This is a genomic window from Enterococcus sp. DIV0682 (assembly GCF_051712685.1).
Classification (GTDB): domain Bacteria; phylum Bacillota; class Bacilli; order Lactobacillales; family Enterococcaceae; genus Enterococcus; species Enterococcus faecalis.
Genome location: NZ_JBIOPK010000001.1, coordinates 1 through 22,103, shown reverse-complemented (window position 1 = coordinate 22,103; position 22,103 = coordinate 1). Strand labels below are relative to the sequence as shown.

Genomic DNA, 22,103 nt, shown 5'->3' with positions numbered 1-22,103 from the left:
AATAGTGTATCGATTTTTCTGTATTAATCTAGTGTATCAATTTCGGTGATTTTATCTTCGATACACTGGGCATTTTTGACTAACTGTGCGATAAAATAAACTTCTTCTGCTGGAACATCCATATTAAGAGCTTCTTCCATAGTCTCAATTGAGGCCACAATCACTGGATAAATTGGTTCTTGAACCAATCGACCAAGTTCCTTTTCTGAAACCGTCAGTGTATCATTCCGTAAAATACGCTCCAACATGCCCGATGTGTGCATAATCAAATTGATGTAAAATGTGTACTCTTCTGGCATCGTTAATTGGGTTTGGATATTTTTAGCGAATGACCACAACAGCTCAATGATTTTTTTTCCATTAATGAAAGTGAAACTTTGCTCCATATATTTTAGACAAATTTCTTTTGCTGCCGCTTCGTCCAACGGCTTATTCATTACTTCTTCTTTCCGCTCTGCTAGTAATTGCTGAATAATTTTTTCTGCTTCACCGGAAAAGAAATTTTCCATGGAAATATAAGGAACACCAATTTTGGGATTGGTAATCCCAGTTGTCGCAATAATTTCATAGTCTTCTTGAATTTTAGGCAAGACTTCTTTCATATTTACAATGGACAAAGGAATCACTTCTAAATGCCAGTCTATTTGTGGCAAGACAGCTTCCTCAATAAGCTCTTTCATTCGGCGCGCAGTTCCTTCTCCAGAAGCGCAGATAGCAATAATTGCTCTTGTTTTCCAATTTTCAATGATTTGTTTCGTTTCACTTTGGCGAATATCGGCATAGCCATGAAAGTTTTTTAAAGACTCGTGAAGTGTTTCCAATTGCGTATCAATTAATGCGGTTTTGCGGGCCGCTTCAAGCACAATTGGCGTGGTCACCATGTCTACTGTCCGCACATCAATGCCTGTCTGGCGTACAATTTCTTCTGAAAACGTACTTAATGAACCCATGTCCACTAATAATAGTACGCCATTTTCTTCATTCACTTCACCAACTGCTTCAACGATTTTACGCAAAGCTTCTTTCGGTGGCATATCTAACGGCATATCCACAGCCTTCAAATTATCAACATTTAACAATTGAGAAACCACTTGTACCATACTGCTAGCGGTACTATTTCCGTGCGCAGCCACGACAATGCCAATCCGGCCAGCCTCAGGATTTTCTCTTAAAGAAATGAGCAAAACAGCTAAATAGTAACTTTCAGATTCAGGAATCTCCATCTGATAACTACTTTCAATAATATTTTTAATTTCTTTCGCTGTTTCAAACTCTGTTGGATAATCTAAAACCATATTTCGAATACTTTCATTTAAAGGATGCTTAGGATCTTTGCCTAATTGGATGCGTTTCAAGAAAGAACTAATGTGTAAACTCATTGCATAAATAAAATTGGGTTGAAACGAATACGATAACCGCTTCGCTGCAAAATTATAAATTTTCTTAGTGACATCAATAATTCGTTGGTCAACAATTTCAGCCAATTTATTTTCTGTATCAAAGGTGAATCCATAATCTTTGTAGAAAGATTTTAAATGAACATTGATATCCGTTGTAATAAAATTATTAATTAGTTCTTGGTCCAAGCCGTCTGCTTTTAAGAGAGCCGCTTTATCTCCAATAATCTCATATAGATTGTAAGGCAATTCATAGGCATCTGACTGAATAGCTACTAAAGATTCATTTGGTGATACCACTAATTGCGGTTCCAGATATTTCGATAACTCCGACAATACTTCTCGATTACTGGCAAGTTGCATAATGCCTTCTTTAATATTGTCCGTTAATTCGTCCATCGTAATCATTAATTCCTCTTGTTCCATCTGATTAAGGAACCCTCGCGCAGTCACAAGTTGCACATTCGATTTTAGCTGACCGACATTTCCATAAGAAACACTTCCAATTAACGCTTTGACCACATCTTCTGACAAAGAGATTCGCCGTTGAATCCGCGCTGCTTCCATTGAAACCATCACTTTTAGGAGGTCAATTTTTTCTTTCGCAGGACGGTCACTAAAGTTCGGTAATTGAATGATAATCGGAATGCGTCGCACAAAAGTATTCAATAAAGAAGAAGTAGGATTCTCCGTCGTAGCACAAATAATCCGAACATCCGCATGATGTGATTTCACTGTTTCACCTAAACGCGCGTACACGCCGTGATCCATAAAATAAAAAATCATTTCTTGTCCTTCGGGTGGTAACCGATGTACTTCATCTAAAAACAGAATGCTGCCATCTGCTTCATCAATAATCCCTTCTTTTGCTTTCGTAGCGCCTGTGAAGGCCCCTTCTACATACCCAAATAAATGCGACATCAAAAGTTCTGGATTATGCGCATAGTCTGCACAGTTAAACACCACAAACTCTTTTTCTTTGGCCACAATTTGGTTCAGCTTCGCAAATTGAAACATGGCATGAGCAAAATAAGTTTTCCCAGAACCTGTTGGTCCAGTAATTAAACAATTCAAGCCTTTTGGCGGATATAAAATCGCTGCTTTGGCTTGTTCCACCGGCGTTTTCATGCTTCCAGCTGAACCGATAATTTTTTTGAAAATATCTTCAACTTCTGGGGTTTTACTTGTCGTGACTACTGGTTCAACCAATGGTTCGATAAAAGTTTTTGTGGAGTGATCCATTGATTTTTCCCGATAACTTTTAACTGGCTTGGTTAATGGTCGATGCTGAAACGCCACCTGCGCGACATATTTTACTGGTCGACCAGATAATTTTTTCAAGCGCCCTTCACGAACCAGTTGATTCAAATCTTTACTAGCATTGGTCCGCTGAATGTTTAAACGTTCTGAAATTTCTTGTGTCGTGACTCCCGCATCACTTGTTAAGGTCATTGGCGTTAAATTCTTCGTTTGCTCTTTAACATATTGATAGATTTTTTCAATCCGCTTCATTTTTGATGGCTCCTTTAATCGATACACTAATTAATTTACATGATACAGTGTATCATTAAAAAAATACACTAAAAACCCTTTCATGAAAAAAAATTCTGTTTCACATGAAACATTTTAAAAAAGCGCCTTTTTTCTATAAAAAACCCACCTTTTTATTCGTTTCTGTAAAAAGATTGAAACTCCTTGAAAAAAGGTTCTGTAGCCGATATAATGCAGAGAGGTTCAAGAATATATTAAAAGCGAGGAAAACAATTGATTACTGTTAATGATGTAAGTTTACAATTTCCAGATCGTAAACTTTTTGAAGAAGTGAATATTAAATTTACTCCTGGCAACTGTTACGGCTTAATCGGCGCAAACGGTGCAGGAAAATCAACGTTTCTTAAAATTTTATCAGGTGAGATTCAACCGACAACTGGCGTGGTTTCAATGGGTCCTAATGAGCGACTAGCAACGCTGAAACAAAATCACTTTGACTACGAAGACTACACTGTTTTAGAAACTGTAATTATGGGACATAAACGTCTTTACGAAGTAATGAAAGAAAAAGATGCTATCTATATGAAAGAAGATTTTTCAGATGAAGATGGGATTCGTGCCGCAGAACTAGAAGGCGAATTTGCTGAACTTGACGGTTGGGAAGCAGAACCTGAAGCAGCTGTTTTACTCCAAGGGCTAAACATTCCAGAAGAATTACATGATCAAAAAATGAGCGAATTAACAGCTGGTCAAAAAGTCAAAGTATTATTAGCTCAATCTCTTTTTGGTAAACCAGATGTCTTACTATTAGACGAGCCGACAAATGGTTTAGACACCCGCTCAATCAATTGGTTAGAAGAATTTTTAATCAACTTTGAAAATACTGTTATCGTGGTTTCCCATGACCGTCATTTCCTAAACAAAGTCTGCACCCACATGGCAGATTTAGACTTTAGTAAAATCAAACTTTACGTGGGTAACTATGATTTCTGGTTGGAATCAAGCCAACTAGCGACAAAATTGCAAGCACAATCTAATGCCAAAAAAGAAGAACAAATCAAAGAATTACAAGACTTTATCGCTCGTTTTAGCGCCAATGCCTCAAAATCAAAACAAGCAACGTCTCGTAAAAAAATGTTAGATAAAATTACCTTAGATGACATTCAACCTTCCTCTCGTCGTTATCCATTCGTTGGTTTTACACCAGAACGTGAAATCGGCAATGACTTATTACAAGTTGAAAATGTCTCTGTAACGATTGATGGCAAAAAAATCTTAGATAATATCTCGTTCAACTTAACAAAAGATGATAAAGTGGCATTCATCGCTGACTCAGATATTACAACGACTACGTTATTCAAAGTGATTATGGGCGAAATTACTCCCGATACAGGTTCTGTTCGTTGGGGCGTTACAACTAGCCAAGCTTATTTACCAAAAGACAACAGCAAAGACTTTGAAGAGCCATTAACCATTTTAGATTGGTTACGTCAATTTGCTGGTAAAGAAGAAGATGACAATACGTTCTTACGTAGTTTCTTAGGTCGGATGTTATTCTCTGGTGAAGAGGTACTAAAACCAGTCAATGTTCTTTCCGGAGGCGAAAAAGTGCGTGTCATGCTTTCAAAATTAATGCTTTCCAAAGCCAATGTCTTAGTTTTAGATGATCCAACGAACCACTTAGACTTAGAATCAATTACTGCGTTAAATGATGGGTTGATGGCTTTCACTGGTTCAATTCTTTTTGCTTCACATGACCACCAATTTATCCAAACATTAGCGAACCGAATTATTGCTGTTTCTGATAAAGGGGTTATTGATCGGGCAGAAACAACCTATGATGAATTCTTGGAAAACCCAGAAATTCAAAAACAAATGGACGTTTTATTCAGTTCAGATTATTAAAAAAATAGAGAAGTCATTAAAAAATGACTTCTCTATTTTTTATTTTCTTTTTTCACCAAAAGAAAACACAGCAATACAACCTATTCCGGTATGACTAGTAATGGTGGGTCCTAGAGGATAAATCAGTATCTCATTAACTTCTATTTCTTTTTCAATTAATTCTTTGACTTTTTCCGCGTCATCTTTCGTTCCTGCATATGCAATCAATAGTGTTTGTTTCATTGGCTCTACAATGCCTTGAATCGTTTCTTGCGCAATCTTTTGCAAGGACTTGTTTCGTCCACGAGTTTTACCAACGGATGCTAGTTTGCCTGCCGCATCCACGCGAATAATTGGTTTAATGTTCATTAAGCCACCAAGTGCAGCCGCTGTTTTAGAAATCCGTCCGCCACGTTCTAAATGTTTTAAATCATCTACCGTTACCCACGAGTGAAGTTTCATTTTTTGCTCTTCAAGATAGGCAACAACTTCTCCTAATGAATGACCATCTGTTTGTAATCGAATGGCTTCTCGGACTAACATCCCTTGACCTAAGCTAGCTGCTTTTGTGTCAATAATATGAATTTCTACATTATCATATTCTTCTTTTAACATCTCTACTGATTGCAACGCACTTTGATAAGAGCCACTTAACCCAGATGAAAAAGCTAAATAAATCACCGGTAACCCTTGCTCCACAAAAGGACGGAAAAATTCATTGTAGCGTCCTACATTAACTTGAGAGGTAGTGGGCATACTTCCATTTTTAATAGCCGTTAAGAAGTTCTGATAATCAAACGTTTCACCTAAATCATCGCGATATTCTTTCCCGTCAATTTGAATATTCATGCTAATAAAAGGTACTTGGTTTTCTTTTAAGTATGTATACGGCAAGTCACAACAAGAATCTGTCACTAATTGATAATTCACGGACAATTGCCCCCTTCATGTTTTCTTTTATTTTACCATAGTTTTTCATTTTTATATAAAATTAAAAAAGAACGTAAAGGCTGAACTGGCATAAGCCATCCTTTACGTTCCCTTAAAAATCTGCTTAAATTTGTGCCCAAACGCTTTCTAAAACGTTCGTTTGGTTACGGTCTGGACCTACAGAGAATGTTGAAATGCGCACACCAACTAATTCTGAAATCCGATGCACGTAGTTACGAGCATTAGCTGGTAAATCGGCTAAAGTTTTGCAACCAGTGATATCTTCAGACCAACCTGGTAATTCTTCATAAACTGGTTTACAGCGGCTTAATTCTTTCAAGCTTGCTGGATAATGATAAATTAATTCACCATCAAGTTCATAAGCTGTACAAATTTTCACCGTTTCTAAACCACTTAACACGTCAATCGAGTTTAATGACAAGTTTGTAATCCCTGATACACGTTTTGAATGACGCATAACTACTGAATCAAACCAACCGACACGACGCGGACGTCCTGTTGTTGTTCCGTATTCTTTACCGACACGACGAATGGTTTCTCCTGTTTCATCAAATAATTCTGTTGGGAATGGGCCGTCACCGACACGTGAAGTGTACGCTTTGCAGACACCAACCACTTTATTAATTTTTGATGGACCAACGCCACTACCGATAGTTACGCCACCAGCTACTGGATTAGAGGAAGTAACAAATGGATAGGTTCCTTGATCGATATCCAACATGACACCTTGTGCCCCTTCAAATAAAACCCGTTTTCCAGCATCTAATGCATCATTTAAAATAACCGAAGTATCTGTAACATATTGTTTAATTTGTTGTCCGTATTCATAGTATTCTTCAAAAATATCATCAAATTCAATGGCTTCGCTATCAAACATTTTAACGAATTGACGATTTTTTTCTTCTAAGTTAATTTGCAAACGTTCCGCAAAAATTTCTTTATCCAATAAATCAGCGATACGGATTCCCACCCGTGCTGCTTTATCCATGTAGGCTGGGCCAATTCCTTTAATCGTTGTCCCAATCTTGTTTTCACCTTTCGCATCTTCTTGCAATTGATCCAATTTAATATGATACGGCAAGATGACATGGGCACGATCTGAAATACGTAAATTATCAGTGGCAACATTATTTTCTTTTAAATAAGCTAATTCTTTTACTAAAGATTTTGGATTCACAACTACGCCGTTACCAATTACACTAATTTTTTCTTTATAGAAAATCCCTGAAGGAATTAAATGTAATTTATACGTTACGCCGTCGAATTTAATGGTATGTCCGGCGTTATCTCCGCCTTGGTAACGAGCGATCACTTCTGCGTTTTCACTTAGAAAGTCTGTAATTTTTCCTTTACCTTCGTCGCCCCATTGCGTTCCAACAACTACTACTGATGACATTCGAACACCTCGTTCATAATTTTTTTGTCCTGAATCATTGTACCAGTAAAACCAGTCCCTTTCAAGGGTAAAAATCGAATATTCTTTCACAATCAAAAGCGTTTCTGTCAAAAATACGAACATTTTTAGTTATGTTTTTGTAAAATAATAAAATATACGAATATTGTTCGTGTTTTACTCTCTGATTTTAATCCCTTAATAAGCAAAAAAACGAACTCAAAAAATGAGTTCGTTTTTTAAAATTCTGTCCTCGGCGAAAGCGAAGAAAATTTATTATATTCTTTAATGAAAAGTAATTCGACCGTTCCACGCGCACCACTACGGTTTTTCTCAATGATGACTTCTACAACATTGTCAACTTCTGGTGGCTCATGATCGCCGTCTTCTCCTTCACCACGATCATAGTAATCATCACGATAAAGAAAGGCAACGATATCGGCATCTTGCTCAATGGAACCTGATTCACGAATATCACTTAACACAGGACGTTTATCTTGACGTTGTTCCACGCCACGAGAAAGCTGTGACAAAGCGATAACCGGGACTTTTAATTCTTTCGCTAATTTTTTTAATTGACGTGAAATATCAGAAACCTCCTGTTGGCGGTTCTCTTTTCCAGTTCCTTCAATCAATTGTAGGTAGTCGATCAAAATTAGACCTAGGTTGCCTTTTTCTTGTGCTAATTTACGACATTTCGCACGAATTTCGGTAATTTTAATCCCTGGTGTGTCATCAATATAGATATTCGCACGGGACAAACTACCCATCGCAATAATTAAGTTTTGCCATTCTTCTTCAGATAATTGCCCTGTTCTTAAATGGCTGGCCTCAATGGATCCTTCTGCACAAAGCATCCGGTTCACTAATGACTCTGCCCCCATTTCTAAACTAAAAATAGCGACAGCTTTATCTGTTTTGGTGCCGACATTTTGGGCAATATTTAATGCAAAAGCGGTTTTCCCTACCGCTGGACGGGCCGCTAGAATGATTAGCTCTTCCGCTTGCAAGCCAGCAGTCATTTTATCCAATGCTTGATAGCCTGTAGGTAAACCAGTAATCTCTTCATCATTTTGGTATAATTGGTCAATATTCGCAATAGTTGTATTTAGAACATCTGAAATTGATAAAAAGCCACTGCGATTCCGCTTTTCAGAGACTTCTAAAATGCTTCGTTCTGCATCATCCAAAATAGATTCAACATCTTCACCTTGCTCAAAGCCTTTAGTTACAATCTCTGTAGCGGTTTGGATTAAGTTGCGCAGCAACGATTTTTGTTCAACAATTTTTGCATAATAAATGACATTGGCAGCTGTCGGTACAGCTAAAGCTAAATCTGACAGATAACTTAGTCCGCCAACATCTTCTAACAAATTCTCTTGTTCTAGGCGATCTTTGATTGTTACCACATCAATCGCTTCATTTCGGTCGCTTAAGGTCATCATCGTTTGGAAAATCAACTGATGACTACGACGATAGAAATCTTTAGGTTCCACATATTCCATCGCTTCTATTAGCACATCTGCATCTAAGAAAATAGAACCTAAAACGGCTTGTTCCGCTTCAATATTTTGTGGCGGTACCCTATCTTGCAATAATTCATTCATTTTGTTCTCTCCCACGATGTCTTACTTTCTGGTTCATTTAGTCTATCCATTTTAACACAATTTCATTAAAAAAAGTACATTTTTTCTCTGCTGATTTCTCTATTTTTAGTTCACTTTCCAATTTTTAAAAATATATAATTAATAAAAATATAATATTTTTATTAATTTAAAATGTTGTGCATTTGATTTCTAAACGTCATAAAAATAATTACTGTAATTTATTTGACATAAAAAAGAAGCCGGAGAAATCGGCTTCTTTTTTTATCAATTGTATTATTCCGCTACGACATGAACCTTAATTTTCGCTGTAACTTCATGATGTAGTTTGACTGGTACGTTAGTGTAACCTAGAGAACGAATTGGGTTGGCTAATTCGATTTTGCGTTTATCCAATTTTACATTGTATTGTTTGTTTAAGGCTTCTGCAATTTGTTTTGAAGGAATTGAGCCAAATAAACGGCTGTCTTCTCCAGCTTTTGCCTTAATCTCTACAACAGTCTTTTCATCTTCTAAAAAGGCTTGCATTTCTTTTGCTTGTGCTAAAACTTCTGCTTCATGTTTTTCTTGGGCTTTCTTTTGACCCGCTAACGCACTCATGCTCCCTTTATTGGCTTCTTTCGCATAACCATTTTTAATTAAAAAGTTTTGGGCGTAACCAGTTGGCACTTCTTTTACGTCCCCTTTTTTTCCTTTTCCTTTAACGTCTTGTAAAAAAATGACTTTCATTTCCTTCACTCCTGTTCATACATTTCATTAATATTTTGACGAATTACATCAAGTAGTTGCTCTTTTACTTCTGCTACTGTTACGTTTGATAATTGTACTGCCGCATTAGTAAAGTGACCGCCACCACCTAAATTTTCCATAATAATTTGGACATTAATTGAACCATTACTCCGAGCACTAATGCCAATCTGTTGATCCGTCCGCTTGGTAATGACAAATGCTGCATTAATCCCTGCCATAGAAAGTAATGTGTCCGCTGTTTTGGCAGCTGTGACACTATCATATTCTTTGTCTTCACTCCCGGCAACAACGACGGTATCTTTTGTGACATATTCGCTTTTAGAGATTAAATTGTTCATTTCCAGATAGCTTGTAAGATCAGAACTTAATAGATATTGTACTAAAGATGAGTCTGCTCCACAAGTTCGTAAATAACTAGCCACATCAAATGTTCGCGCCGTCGTTCGTGTATTGAAACTTTTCGTATCAACCACAATTCCCGCCAACATCATGGTTGCTTCAAAGGCCTGCAGTTTATTTGCGCTATTACTTTGGTATTCGATCAATTCTGTGACTAATTCTGAAGCAGAAGAGGCAGAAGATTCAATATAAGAAAGCAAGGGTTTTGCTGGAAATTCGTCTCCTCGTCGATGGTGATCAATGATTACCACTTTATCAAAACGCTCATAGAGCTCTTGTGAGATCGATAGAGACGGTTTATGGTAATCTACCATAACTAATAAGCTACTTTCTTTCTTGCGCTTCATGGCCTCTTTAGGACTAATAATGCGCTCTTCTAATTCTGGGTACTCTTTAATCGCCTCTAACACTCTTTTGACATCGGGAATGATTTCATTTTCATCTAAAACAATCCACGCTTTTCGATTATTAAACGAAGCTAAACGAGCAACACCAAATGCTGAACCTAACGCATCCATATCTGGATAACGATGGCCCATAATATAGATGTCAGCAGATTCCGCAATAATTCCCTTAATTGCCATGCTCATTGCACGAGAACGTACTTGGGAACGTTTCGTCGTTACTGCCGTTTTTCCACCAAAAAATAACGGCTTCGCTTCATCTTTGGCTTCTTTTACAACCACTTGATCGCCGCCACGTACTAAAGCTGTATCTAGGTTTGTTTGAGCCGTGGTCCCGGTTTGATCTAAGGTTGGCCCCCCATAAGCAATCCCCATACTTAACGTAATGGCTACTTCATGGTTAGCTGATTCCTTACGGATCGTATCCAAAATAGAAAATTTTTCGTCCATCATTTTTTGAATATCTTCCCATTGGGCAATGAAAAAATAACGTTCTGCGTTGATTCGCTTATAAAAAACTTTGTATTGGTCCATCCAATCAGAAACCATCGTCGTAATGAAACTATTCAAATAAGAAATTTCTTTCTCATCCATTGTATCGGTGACATCATCATAATTATCAACAGACACAATGCCAATAGCCGTTTGCATTTCGACTTTTTCTTGATACAAATTACTTTCTTTAGTGATATCTTCAAAAGTAATTGTATGTTGTTCTTTATTGACGCTAAAGCGATAGGTATTTTCGTCAATCGTAAAAATATCTTGGTTTCGTTCTGCTAATTCTAAATAAGACGTAACTTGGCTAGCGGTTAACGTTAGCTGATTATCTTTATTAAAAATAGAAGCAGCATAAGGATTAAGCCATTCTACCGCGCGTGTTTCCCCGTTATACGTAATAATTCCCACAGGTACTTCATTTACAACATAATCCAACGATTGTTCAGCAATGGAACTTGCTTCTTGAATCTTTTCTACGTTTGTAATTTCTACATCTCTAATCAACAGCCGAATAACCACTAAGAGAAAGATATCTAATGCGATAATTACCGCCAATAGCAGCCATTTATTTGTTAGTAAGAAATAGAGGAGAAATTCTACTAAGAGAAGACCCACAACAATTAAGAAACCGTTTTTTTGAATTCTCTTCTTTTGCATTTTTTTGCCTCCAATCTTTCTGCAGACCTTTGAGGCGACTTGTTCCAACGAGCGTATTGCTCTGGTGATTCACTAGTTATTTCATCCCTTATTTTATCACAAAACACTTCATTCTGCGAACCTTGTTATGTTTCACGTGAAACACTAGTCAAGATAAAAAAGAACCAAAGAGCAAGCTCTTTGGTTCTGGAAATTGTCATAAAATTATTGTTCGTCACTAACGAATGGTAATAATCCCATGATACGTGCGCGTTTAATAGCAATCGTTAATTTACGTTGGTTTTTAGCGCCAGTACCTGTAACACGACGTGGTAAAATTTTGCCACGTTCTGAAATGAATCGTTTTAACAATTCAGTATCTTTATAATCGATGTATTCGATGTGGTTTGCTGCGATGTAGTCGACTTTCCGACGTTTACGTCCGCCTCTTCTTTGTTGTGCCATTCTTGTTCCCTCCTATCAAATTCGTTTAGAATGGTAAATCATCATCTGAAATGTCGATAGATGAACCTGAGCCACCAAATGGATCAGAATCTTTATCGAAATCAGGCATACCGTTATTGTTTTGCGACTGAGAAGATGATGGATTGAAACTATTGTTGTTATTAAATCCAGAACCGGCATTGTTATTACCAAAGCTACGATTTTGTGATTGATAACCATTTTCGTTGTTATTAAAGCTACCGCCGCCAGTTCCTCTTTGTTCTGAAGCAGAACGAGATTCTAACAATTGGAAGTTTTCACAAACCACTTCAGTTACGTAGACACGTTGACCTTGTTGGTTCTCGTAATTACGAGTTTGAATTCTTCCGACAACACCTAATAATGTACCTTTACGGGCATAATTAGCCATTGTTTCTGCGGGTTTACGCCAAATCACACAGTTGATAAAGTCTGCTTCACGGTCACCATTTTGATTCGTAAAGTTACGGTTTACAGCAAGTGTAAAGGTCGCAACAGCTGAACCACTAGCGGTGTAACGTAAGTCAGGATCTTTTGTCAATCTTCCGACTAATACAACGTTATTAATCATTCAAAACATCTCCTTTCGTCAATAAATGTTTCATGTGAAACAAATTATGCTTCTACCTTCACGATCATATGACGGATAATATCGTCATTGATTTTTGCTAAACGATCAAACTCGTTGATTGCGCCAGCTGTTGATGGAGAAGTAACATTAACGATATGATAGATGCCTTCACGGAATCCGTTCATTTCATATGCTAAGCGGCGTTTTTCCCAATCTTTAGATTCGATAACTTCTGCTCCGTTATCTTTTAAGATTGTGTCGAAACGTTCTACTAAAGCAGTTTTTGCTTCTTCATCAATGTTCGGACGAATAATGTACATGATTTCGTACTTCGTATCTTGACTCATTGATTTTCACCTCCCTATGGACTTCAAGGCTCTTAGTTGGCTAAGAGCAAGGAGAACATACCTAAAAAGGTAGTTCACAATCTCTAATTATATGCTAATTGATGGACAAAAGCAAGAAATAGTTTTGAAAAGCCCCAATAAAAAAGTTTCGCCAACTGGCGAAACTTTTTTATGTTATTCTTCTGTTTCTGATGTTGTTTCGTTTTCTGTTGTTTCTACAACTTCAACGATTTCTTCTTCCACTTCTTCTGGTTCTACAACAGCCATTGTTACCACTTTGGCACCATCTTCCATTCTCATTAAACGAACCCCTAATGTTGCGCGTCCTGTTTGAGAAACAGAATCAACGTTAAAGCGGATAATGACGCCTTTGTTCGTAATCAATAAGATATCTTCATCACCATTGACCGTGGTTAAACCAGCTAATGGACCATTTTTCTCAGTGATATTTGCTGTCTTAATCCCTTTACCGCCACGTCCTTTAACTGGATATTCAGAGGCTTTTGTACGCTTACCATAACCATTTTCAGTAATGACTAGGACTTCTTTATTTTCATCCAGAATCGCTGCGCCGACCACATAATCATTTTCGCGGAGACGGATTCCACGAACACCTGATGCTGTCCGGCCCATATCACGTACAGTATTTTCATCAAATGTGACAGAGTATCCTGCATGTGTTCCGATAATCATCTTCTGATTGCCATTAGTCGTTACTACGTTAACTAACTCATCATCTTCTTTTAAGCTAATGGCGATTAATCCATTACTACGGATATTAGAAAAGGCTGTTACGGCTGTCCGTTTGACGGTTCCTTTTAAGGTTGTGAAGAACAAGTATTTACCTGCTTCCGCTTTGCCCTCAACAGAAATAATCGCTTGAATTTTTTCTGCAGAATCAATTCCCAGTAAGTTAATCACTGGAATTCCTTTTGCTGTTCTACCGTATTCAGGGATTTCGTAACCTTTTGCTCGGTAAACTTTCCCAGTGTTCGTAAAGAATAATAACGTGTCATGTGTTGAACAAGAAACTAGGTTTTTCACGAAATCATCATCATGAACGCCCATGCCTTGGACACCACGTCCGCCGCGGCGTTGCGCCCGGAATTCGGAGTTTGCCATCCGCTTAATGTAGCCGTTATTGGTTAATGTAATCACGACTTCTTCTTCTTCGATTAAATCTTCATCTTCAAGACTTAGGACTTCACCTACTAATAATTCTGTGCGTCGTGCATCACCAAATTTTGTGCGAACGTCATTTAACTCTGTTTTAATGATTTCAATGACGCGTTCTGGGCGGGCTAAAATGTCCTCTAAGTCCGCAATGAATTTCAATAGCTCTTGATATTCATTTTCAATTTTGTCGCGTTCTAAGCCTGTTAAACGGCGTAAACGCATATCTAAAATCGCTTGCGCTTGACGATCTGAAAATTCAAAGCGTTCAATTAACGTTGCTTTTGCTTCGTCATCTGATTGTGACCCACGGATAATGGCAATGATTTCATCGATATGATCTAAGGCAATTCGTAGACCTTCTAAAATATGCGCCCGTGCTTCTGCTTTGTTTTTGTCAAAAATCGTCCGGCGAGTAATGACTTCTTTTTGGTGCTCGACGTAGTTTTCTAAAATACGTTTCAAGCTTAAAATTTTCGGTACGCCTTTTTCGATGGCTAACATGTTAAAACCAAAAGATGTTTGTAAGGCAGTCATTTTGTACAAGTTGTTTAACACAACAGAGGCACTCACATCTCGACGAACATCGATGACAATCCGCATGCCTTCACGAGAAGATTCATCCCGCAAATCAGTAATTCCTTCAATTCGTTTATCTCTGTGTAATTCAGAAATTCGTTCGATTAATTTGGCTTTATTCACCATATAAGGCAATTCAGTTACTAAAATACGTTCTTTTCCATTCGGCATTTCAGTCAATTCAACTTTTGCACGAACAGTAATCGAACCTTTCCCTGTTTCATATGCTCGGCGAATCCCTGATTTCCCCATCACTAAACCGCCTGTTGGAAAATCTGGTCCAGGTAACACTTCCATCAATTCATTCGTCGTTACATCAGGATTGTCCATCAATAAACTTGTTGCATCAATCACTTCACTTAAATTGTGTGGTGGAATATTTGTTGCCATCCCCACCGCAATCCCCGTTGTTCCGTTAACTAGTAAGTTTGGAAAACGAGCAGGTAAAACTACTGGTTCTTGTTCTGAATCATCATAGTTTCCTTGGAAATCGACTGTATTTTTGTTAATATCTCGTAGCATTTCTAAAGCAATTTTACTCATACGTGCTTCGGTATAACGCATAGCGGCAGCGCCGTCACCATCGACGGAACCGAAGTTTCCGTGGCCGTCAACTAACATAGCCCGATAACTAAAAGGTTGTGCCATCCGCACCATTGATTCGTAAATCGCACTGTCCCCATGGGGGTGATATTTACCCATAACATCCCCAACAATCCGGGCTGATTTTTTGTGTGGTTTATCAGGGGTTACCCCTAATTCGTTCATTCCATATAAGATTCGGCGATGAACAGGTTTTAAACCGTCACGAACGTCAGGTAACGCGCGGGCTACGATAACACTCATTGCGTAGTCAATGAAAGATTCTTTCATTTCGCTGGTCAGATTGACGTCTTGAATGTTTTCTTTAATTTCTTCACTCATGAATTTTTTCCCCTCTAAATATATGTTCTAGCGTCTCTTACAACGTTGCGACACATTAAATATCCAAGTTTTTCACGTAATGGGCATTTTCTTCGATAAACGCACGACGTGGTTCCACACGATCGCCCATTAGCATTTCAAAAATTTGGTCAGCTTCAATGGCATCATCGACACTCACTCGCGCCATTAATCGTTTTTCTGGGTCCATTGTTGTTTCCCAAAGTTGGTGATCATCCATTTCACCCAAACCTTTGTAACGTTGAACACTTGGTTTTGGTGAAGCAGGTAATTCTTCTAACACTTTTGCTAGTTCCTCTTCAGCATGTTTGCCCGGTTGAACGTAGGTGATGTTTTTCCCTTGTTTCACACCATATAGTGGTGGTTGGGCAATATACACATAACCAGCTTCAACAATTGGCCGCATGAAGCGATAGAACAAGGTTAATAACAACGTTCGAATATGCGCACCATCGACATCGGCATCGGTCATAATTACTAGTTTGTGATAACGTGCTTTAGAAACATCGAAATCTTCGCCGAAGCCTGTTCCCATAGCTGTAAATAATGACCGAATTTCTTCATTGGCTAAAATTTTATCCATGCTGGCTTTCTCGACATTCAAGATTTTCCCACGAATTGGTAAAATGGCTTGGAATTCACGGCTACGGCCTTGTTTTGCTGAACCGCCGGCCGAGTCTCCTTCGACGATAAATAATTCGCATTTTTCCGGATCTTTACTTGAGCAATCAGCCAGCTTCCCTGGCAAGTTGCTAATTTCTAACGCGCCTTTACGACGGGTGACTTCACGGGCTCTTTTAGCGGCTAAACGAGCTTTTGAAGCCAACATGCCTTTTTCGACAATTTGTTTGCCGACTGTTGGGTTTTCCATTAAAAATTTTGTAAAGTATTCTGAGAATAGACGATCCGTAACGGTCCGTACTTCTGAGTTCCCTAATTTCGTTTTCGTTTGTCCTTCAAATTGAGGATCGGGATGTTTGATGGAAACCACTGCGGTTAAACCTTCACGAACATCTTCCCCAGTTAATTTTTCATCGTTTTCTTTCATCAATTTTTGTTTACGTGCATAGTCATTAATCACACGTGTTAAAGAAGTTTTAAAACCAGATTCATGCGTTCCGCCTTCATAAGTATGAATATTGTTGGCAAAACTTAAAATATTTGAGTGGTAGCCATCTGTATACTGCATTGACACTTCCACTGTAATATCTTGTTGCTCTCCTTCAATGAAGATTGGCTCTGGGAAAATAACGTCTTTATTGGCATTTAAATGCTCAACATAACTCTTAATCCCGCCTTCATAGTGATACTCTTTTTTATCTTCTTGTCCTTCACGACGGTCTTCAATTGAAATGTGTAAGCCTCGATTTAAAAAGGCTAATTCACGAACCCGTGTTGCTAATTTATCAAAATCATAAACGGTTGTTTCTGTAAAAATTTCAGGGTCTGGAATAAAGTGAACAGTGGTTCCGTGACGATCCGTTTCTTCGATAACTTTTAGGTCATCAACAACCGCACCACGACGATATTCTTGGTAGTACACTTTGCCATCTTTATAAACACGAACATCTAAACTGGTCGATAAAGCATTAACAACAGAGGAACCAACACCGTGCAAGCCACCTGATACTTTATAGCCGCCACCGCCAAATTTCCCGCCGGCATGTAGCACTGTAAACACTGTTTCCACAGCTGGGCGACCTGTTTTGGCTTGAATCCCGACTGGAATTCCACGACCATCATCGATAACAGTAATACTATCGTCTGGTTCGATAATTACTTGAATTGATTTAGCAAATCCTGCTAAGGCTTCGTCGATAGAGTTGTCAACGATTTCCCATACTAAGTGGTGTAACCCTTCGCCACTAGTAGAACCTATGTACATACCAGGACGTTTCCGGACAGCTTCTAAGCCCTCCAAAACTTGAATCTGACTAGCGTCATATTCTTGCGCACGTTCTCTCATGTTTTTTTCTTCTTCTGTCATGTCGCTGAATTCCTTTCTATCTTGCCTTGTTGAACATAAAAAATATCTGGTTCAACTGTTAGCTTGTCTTTTATGTGATCTAAACTAGTTGTCGTTAAGAACGTTTGAACTTTGCCTTCAATCGTTTCTAACAAGTGAATTTGACGTTCATTATCTAATTCACTCATGACATCATCTAGTAATAACACAGGATATTCTCCTGTTTCTGAATGCATCAAATCAATCTCTGCCAATTTAATACTTAAAGCTGTCGTCCGCTGTTGGCCTTGTGAGCCATACGTTTGAACATTTTGACCATTGACAATAAATAGCAAATCGTCACGATGAGGGCCTAAAAAAGTATTCGCTTTAAACAATTCACGCTTACGATTGTTCATTAATTGTTGGAGCAATTGATTTTGAAGTGCTTCTAAGGAAAGATCCGTGTTGTCAATTGGGATGCTTGATGCGTAGTCTATGGTGAGCGTTTCGCGTCCATGACTAATTTTTTGATGGAGTAAGTTTGCCCAGTGTTCTAATTTTTTAAGAAAACCTAACCGAGCGTATAGAACTTTCCCGCCAAATTCAGCTAGCTGTTCTGTCAAAATATCCAGATAAACAGTATCTGTTTGTTTCTTTTCAGCTAGTTGTTTTAGGTATTGGTTCCGTTGCTTTAAAACAGACTGATATTGGACAAGATCATAAAGATAAATAGGACTCACTTGTCCGAGTTCCATGTCAATAAATTTCCGGCGGACTTGAGGTGAGCCTTTCACCAAAGATAAATCTTCTGGGGCAAATAAAATAACATTCAGTTGCCCAATGTACGCACTGAGCCTTTTTTGCTCAATGTGATTAACCTTGGTTTTACGTCCTTTGTTGGAAATTAAAATTTCCAACGGCACGGTGCCTGTCTTTTTTTCAACCACACCGCTAATTTTAGCTGCTGCTTGTTCCCAGCCAATTAATTCTTTTTCATTGCTGGTTCGATGACTTCGTGTCATTGCTAGAACATAAATGCTTTCTAACAAGTTGGTTTTTCCTTGGGCGTTTTCGCCTAAAAAAAGATTTAACGTTTTTGGAAAATCTAAGCTGACTGTTTCATAATTACGATAATGCTGAAGTGTCAGCTCATTCAGCCGCATCGTCGGACTCGTTTCCGTTTTTCACCATAAAAAAAGTACCTTCTTCAGGTATCTCAATCATCATGCCCGCATAAAGTTTCCGTCCGCGACGATTTTCCAACTCGCCATCAACAAACACGCTATTATCTGCCAAATACCATTTGGCTTGGCCGCCACTACCAATGACGTTGATTTCTTTAAGAAACTGACCAAGCGTTATATACTCAGTTGCTAAAACAAACGTTTTTTTCAATGTGCATCCCTCTTTTTTCTAATACGTTCTCATATATATTATACCCTTTTTCATAAGAGAAAACAAATTTATCTGTCTAATTTTCATTCTAAGCAATTTTAATTCTAAATGACCGAAAATATTATTAGGATAAAAAAACTCTTAAAAAGCATTTTAAAACGGAAATTGATATTTTCTTGAGAAAAAAGGGGCCTGATTTGGCAGAAATGACGAGTAGCGTTTAACTAAAAAACAATTAGGGGTAACTCAAAGACAAACGAAGAGGGCGCGCAATGAAGAAAAGTAGCTTGTAGAGGTCTGAGCGTCGTTTTAAGCAACGTAAACTTCTTTCACTAGGAAATATTCATAAAAAAATGAACAGCCCTTAAACGAAAAATTAAAGGGCTTTTTTCTTTATCCACGAAAAAAAAGGCAGAATTTATTCGTCAAACGATAGTTCAAATATTCACAATCATATTAGCGTAAAAGCTATTCTAGTTTTAAAAAGCTTATCTAGCAGCGTTTATCGGCTTTAAACAGACGACAAAAAAGAACCTTCGGCGATCATAGTGATTTTCCGAAGGTCTTTTTTAAACATGATTAATTTGTACGAACCGGTGTAATTAGTTGAATGAAATCTAGTTCTGTTTCGGTTGGCTCCAATGTAAACGGACGAATTGGAGAAAGGAATTTCACGGTAATATTCATATCGCCAAACGCTCGCAATGCATCTTTCATATAATCTGGGTTGAAAGAAATATCCAACGCTTCACCAGAAACATTTTCATAGTTTAACGCTTCTTCGACTTTTCCAATTTCAGGTGAATTTCCATATAAAACAACAGAATCTGGTGAAATTGAAAGGCGAACAATATTGTTACGTCCTTCATGAGAAAGTAAAGAGGCACGTTCGATTGCTGAAAGCAGTTCTGGTACATAAAATTCAATTTGCGTGTTATGGCTAGTTGGAATTAAACGGTTGGTATCAGGATAATTTCCTTCTAACAAACGAGAATAGAAGTACATTGTTTCTGTTTTAAATAGCACTTGATTTTCCATAATGCTGATTTCAACCATTTCTTCTTCATTGGTTAATGAACGAGAAAGTTCAGTTAAACTTTTTCCTGGAATTACAATGTTAAAGTCTTCTACTGCTTGTTCTGTCGGGATCACACGTTGACTTAAACGATGTGAATCTGTCGCAACGGCAAGTAATTTTTGATTTTCTAAAATAAAGTGAACCCCAGTTAAAATTGGACGACTTTCGTGCATCGATACAGCAAAACCTGTTTCACTAATAATTTTTGTCAATAAATGAACAGGTAATTTCATTTGGTTTTGAGTATCAATTACTGGTAAGTGCGGATAATTGTCAGCATCTAATCCATTAACCGTAAAATCAGCTTTTCCTGAAGTAATTGCAACTTGATTGTTATCTAGAACTTCCATTGTGAACATATCTTCTGGTAATTTACGAATAATTTCGCCAAAGAAACGAGATTGTAAAACGATGCTACCTGTGCGTTCAATGGTCATTTGAGCTTTTTCATCGTCTTTACTTAAAAAACTTTCAATTGAAATATCCGCGTTACTCCCAGTAAGTGATAAGCCATCTTCTGATAACACAATTTTAACACCTGTTAAGATTGGAATCGTTGTTTTAGAAGAAATTGCTCGTTGAACAGTTTGTAATTCTTGTAAAAAGACACTTCGTTTGACCGTTAATTTCATAATGTAAACTCCTTTTTAAGTATTTTCAATACGTTCTAATTTTGTACGCCACTGTTTTGTATATTATATATAAATAAATAATAAAAGTAATAGGGCATGTTGATTCTGTGGAAAAGTCAAAAGAGCATTGATTTTACTAAGTTATCCACTTGTGTATAAGTTGTGGATAACTTTGTTCTTTTTTGTTTAGTTTTCCACATCCTAAGAGTTCAATAAATTTTTAATTTCACTGACTTCTTTTTGAATCGCTGGATCTTTTTCCAATAATTGCTGAATCTTTTCGTGCGCATGAATCACCGTTGTATGATCTTTGCCGCCAAATTCGGCACCAATTTTTGGCAAGGAATTGTCGGTCATTTCTCTAGCAAGATACATTGAGATTTGACGAGGAACCACAATTGTTTTCACCCGTTTTTTCCCTTTTAAATCTTTAAGAGGCACATGATAATATTTGGATACTTCTTCTTGAATTTGTAAAATGGACAATTGATTTTTACTACCAACTGATTTTAGAGATTTCAAGGCGTCCGCCGCTAAACTAGTGGTAATATCTTCTCCATTAATAGTTGCAAAGGCTTGAACACGGACCAAAGCACCCTCTAATTCACGGATGTTGGAATCAATTTGACCAGCGATATAACTTAGTGTATCATCCGGAATTTCTAAACGCTCGGCATCTGCTTTTTTGCGCAAAATTGCAATCCGTGTTTCTAAATCAGGCGGGGTGATATCGACAGACAAACCCCAAGCAAAGCGAGAAACTAATCGTTCAGGTAATTTTGGAATATCATTCGGCGGGCGATCACTTGTTAAAACAATTTGTTTATTTTCATTGTAAAGATCGTTGAAGGTATGGAAAAATTCTTCCAATGTTGCTTCTTTTTCCGCCAAAAATTGAATATCATCGACTAATAATAAGTCAACATTGCGATATTCTTTCCGAAATTGTTCGGATGTCTTTGTTTGAATTGAGTTGATAAATTCATTCGTAAACGTTTCGCTACTAACATATTTGACTTTGGCATCTGGTTGATTCACTAACATTTGATGACCAATAGCATGCATCAAATGGGTTTTCCCTAACCCTACACCACCATAGAAGAAAAGGGGATTGTAAATCGAACCTGGATCCTCGGCAACAACAAGCGCTGCAGCGTGCGCCATTTGGTTTCCTTTACCAATAACGAAGGTGTCGAAAGTGTACTTAGGATTAAGCATCGCTTTTTTACTTTGTTCACTAAAAACAACTTCTTCTTCGGCAGGTTCTTCGAGTTCTTGTGCCAGTGCTGCGTCTTTTTCATCGGCAACAACAAAATGGGGCATCACTTCTGCACCGGTCAATTTAAATCCAGTTTCGACAATTTTTGCCGAAAGATTTTTTTCCCAGTAATCACGATGAACTGCAGAAGGGACTTCTAGCCACAATTGATTGTTGTCTAATTTCAAAGGGCGTGTGGTTTTAATCCAAGCATCAAAACTTGGCGCCGACAAAATCGCTTGATAGGCTTCTTCAAGGCTATGCCAAAAACTTTCCACGTCGGGCAT

16 protein-coding genes are annotated in these 22,103 nt (G+C 37.8%); 1 reads left to right on the top strand and 15 read right to left on the bottom strand.

All coding sequences use genetic code 11. The annotated features are described in order from the left end of the window. Positions 1–23: 23 nt before the first annotated feature. On the bottom strand, positions 24–2,909 hold the full coding sequence (locus IGK96_RS00080) for a sigma 54-interacting transcriptional regulator (protein WP_002415226.1): 2,886 nt from the start codon (positions 2,907–2,909) through the stop codon (positions 24–26). A gap of 252 nt (positions 2,910–3,161) precedes the next feature. Here IGK96_RS00080 and IGK96_RS00075 point away from each other — a divergent pair, with 252 nt between their 5' ends. Next, positions 3,162–4,793: an ABC-F family ATP-binding cassette domain-containing protein gene (locus tag IGK96_RS00075; RefSeq protein ID WP_002359215.1), complete on the top strand. Its 1,632-nt coding sequence runs from the start codon at positions 3,162–3,164 to the stop codon at positions 4,791–4,793. Between the two features lie 39 nt (positions 4,794–4,832). Here the strand turns inward: IGK96_RS00075 and IGK96_RS00070 are convergent, their stop codons facing one another. The 14 genes from IGK96_RS00070 to dnaA form a co-directional block, all read right to left on the bottom strand. Then, on the bottom strand, positions 4,833–5,702 hold the full coding sequence (locus tag IGK96_RS00070; protein ID WP_002359214.1) for a DegV family protein: 870 nt from the start codon (positions 5,700–5,702) through the stop codon (positions 4,833–4,835). A 124-nt stretch (positions 5,703–5,826) separates the two neighbouring features. Further along, entirely contained in the window at positions 5,827–7,119 is a 1,293-nt protein-coding gene (locus tag IGK96_RS00065) for an adenylosuccinate synthase (RefSeq protein ID WP_002359213.1), read from the bottom strand. Between the two features lie 236 nt (positions 7,120–7,355). Beyond that, a complete protein-coding gene (dnaB, locus tag IGK96_RS00060; RefSeq protein ID WP_002381331.1) occupies positions 7,356–8,723 on the bottom strand; it encodes a replicative DNA helicase in 1,368 nt (455 codons plus the stop codon). A gap of 273 nt (positions 8,724–8,996) precedes the next feature. Then, a complete protein-coding gene (gene rplI, locus IGK96_RS00055) occupies positions 8,997–9,449 on the bottom strand; it encodes a 50S ribosomal protein L9 (RefSeq protein WP_002356023.1) in 453 nt (150 codons plus the stop codon). A gap of 5 nt (positions 9,450–9,454) precedes the next feature. Further along, the gene (locus tag IGK96_RS00050) at positions 9,455–11,479 is read right to left on the bottom strand and encodes a DHH family phosphoesterase (protein ID WP_002363542.1); all 2,025 of its coding nucleotides are present in this window, start codon (positions 11,477–11,479) and stop codon (positions 9,455–9,457) included. 156 nt (positions 11,480–11,635) lie between these two features. After that, complete coding sequence (gene rpsR / locus IGK96_RS00045) at positions 11,636–11,875, bottom strand: 30S ribosomal protein S18 (protein WP_002356021.1); 240 nt, start codon at positions 11,873–11,875, stop codon at positions 11,636–11,638. Between the two features lie 25 nt (positions 11,876–11,900). Next, the gene (ssb, locus tag IGK96_RS00040) at positions 11,901–12,464 is read right to left on the bottom strand and encodes a single-stranded DNA-binding protein (RefSeq protein WP_002363544.1); all 564 of its coding nucleotides are present in this window, start codon (positions 12,462–12,464) and stop codon (positions 11,901–11,903) included. 44 nt (positions 12,465–12,508) lie between these two features. Further along, the gene (gene rpsF, locus IGK96_RS00035; protein WP_002356019.1) at positions 12,509–12,811 is read right to left on the bottom strand and encodes a 30S ribosomal protein S6; all 303 of its coding nucleotides are present in this window, start codon (positions 12,809–12,811) and stop codon (positions 12,509–12,511) included. Between the two features lie 174 nt (positions 12,812–12,985). Next, the gene (gene gyrA / locus IGK96_RS00030; RefSeq protein WP_002361457.1) at positions 12,986–15,487 is read right to left on the bottom strand and encodes a DNA gyrase subunit A; all 2,502 of its coding nucleotides are present in this window, start codon (positions 15,485–15,487) and stop codon (positions 12,986–12,988) included. A 55-nt stretch (positions 15,488–15,542) separates the two neighbouring features. Beyond that, positions 15,543–17,492 carry a DNA topoisomerase (ATP-hydrolyzing) subunit B gene (gene gyrB, locus IGK96_RS00025; RefSeq protein ID WP_002359210.1) on the bottom strand — a complete coding sequence of 650 codons (1,950 nt, stop codon included), beginning with the start codon at positions 17,490–17,492 and terminating at the stop codon, positions 15,543–15,545. Beyond that, positions 17,489–18,616, bottom strand: coding sequence for a DNA replication/repair protein RecF (recF, locus tag IGK96_RS00020; protein WP_002356016.1), 1,128 nt, complete (start codon positions 18,614–18,616; stop codon positions 17,489–17,491). Before recF ends, gyrB begins: the two co-directional genes overlap by 4 nt. Next, entirely contained in the window at positions 18,603–18,848 is a 246-nt protein-coding gene (gene yaaA, locus IGK96_RS00015) for a S4 domain-containing protein YaaA (protein WP_002356015.1), read from the bottom strand. The genes recF and yaaA overlap by 14 nt, the downstream gene beginning before the upstream one ends. Positions 18,849–19,427: 579 nt before the next feature. Beyond that, positions 19,428–20,558 carry a DNA polymerase III subunit beta gene (gene dnaN / locus IGK96_RS00010; RefSeq protein WP_002356014.1) on the bottom strand — a complete coding sequence of 377 codons (1,131 nt, stop codon included), beginning with the start codon at positions 20,556–20,558 and terminating at the stop codon, positions 19,428–19,430. A gap of 201 nt (positions 20,559–20,759) precedes the next feature. Further along, positions 20,760–22,103, bottom strand: a complete 1,344-nt coding sequence (gene dnaA / locus IGK96_RS00005; protein WP_002356013.1) for a chromosomal replication initiator protein DnaA — start codon at positions 22,101–22,103, stop codon at positions 20,760–20,762.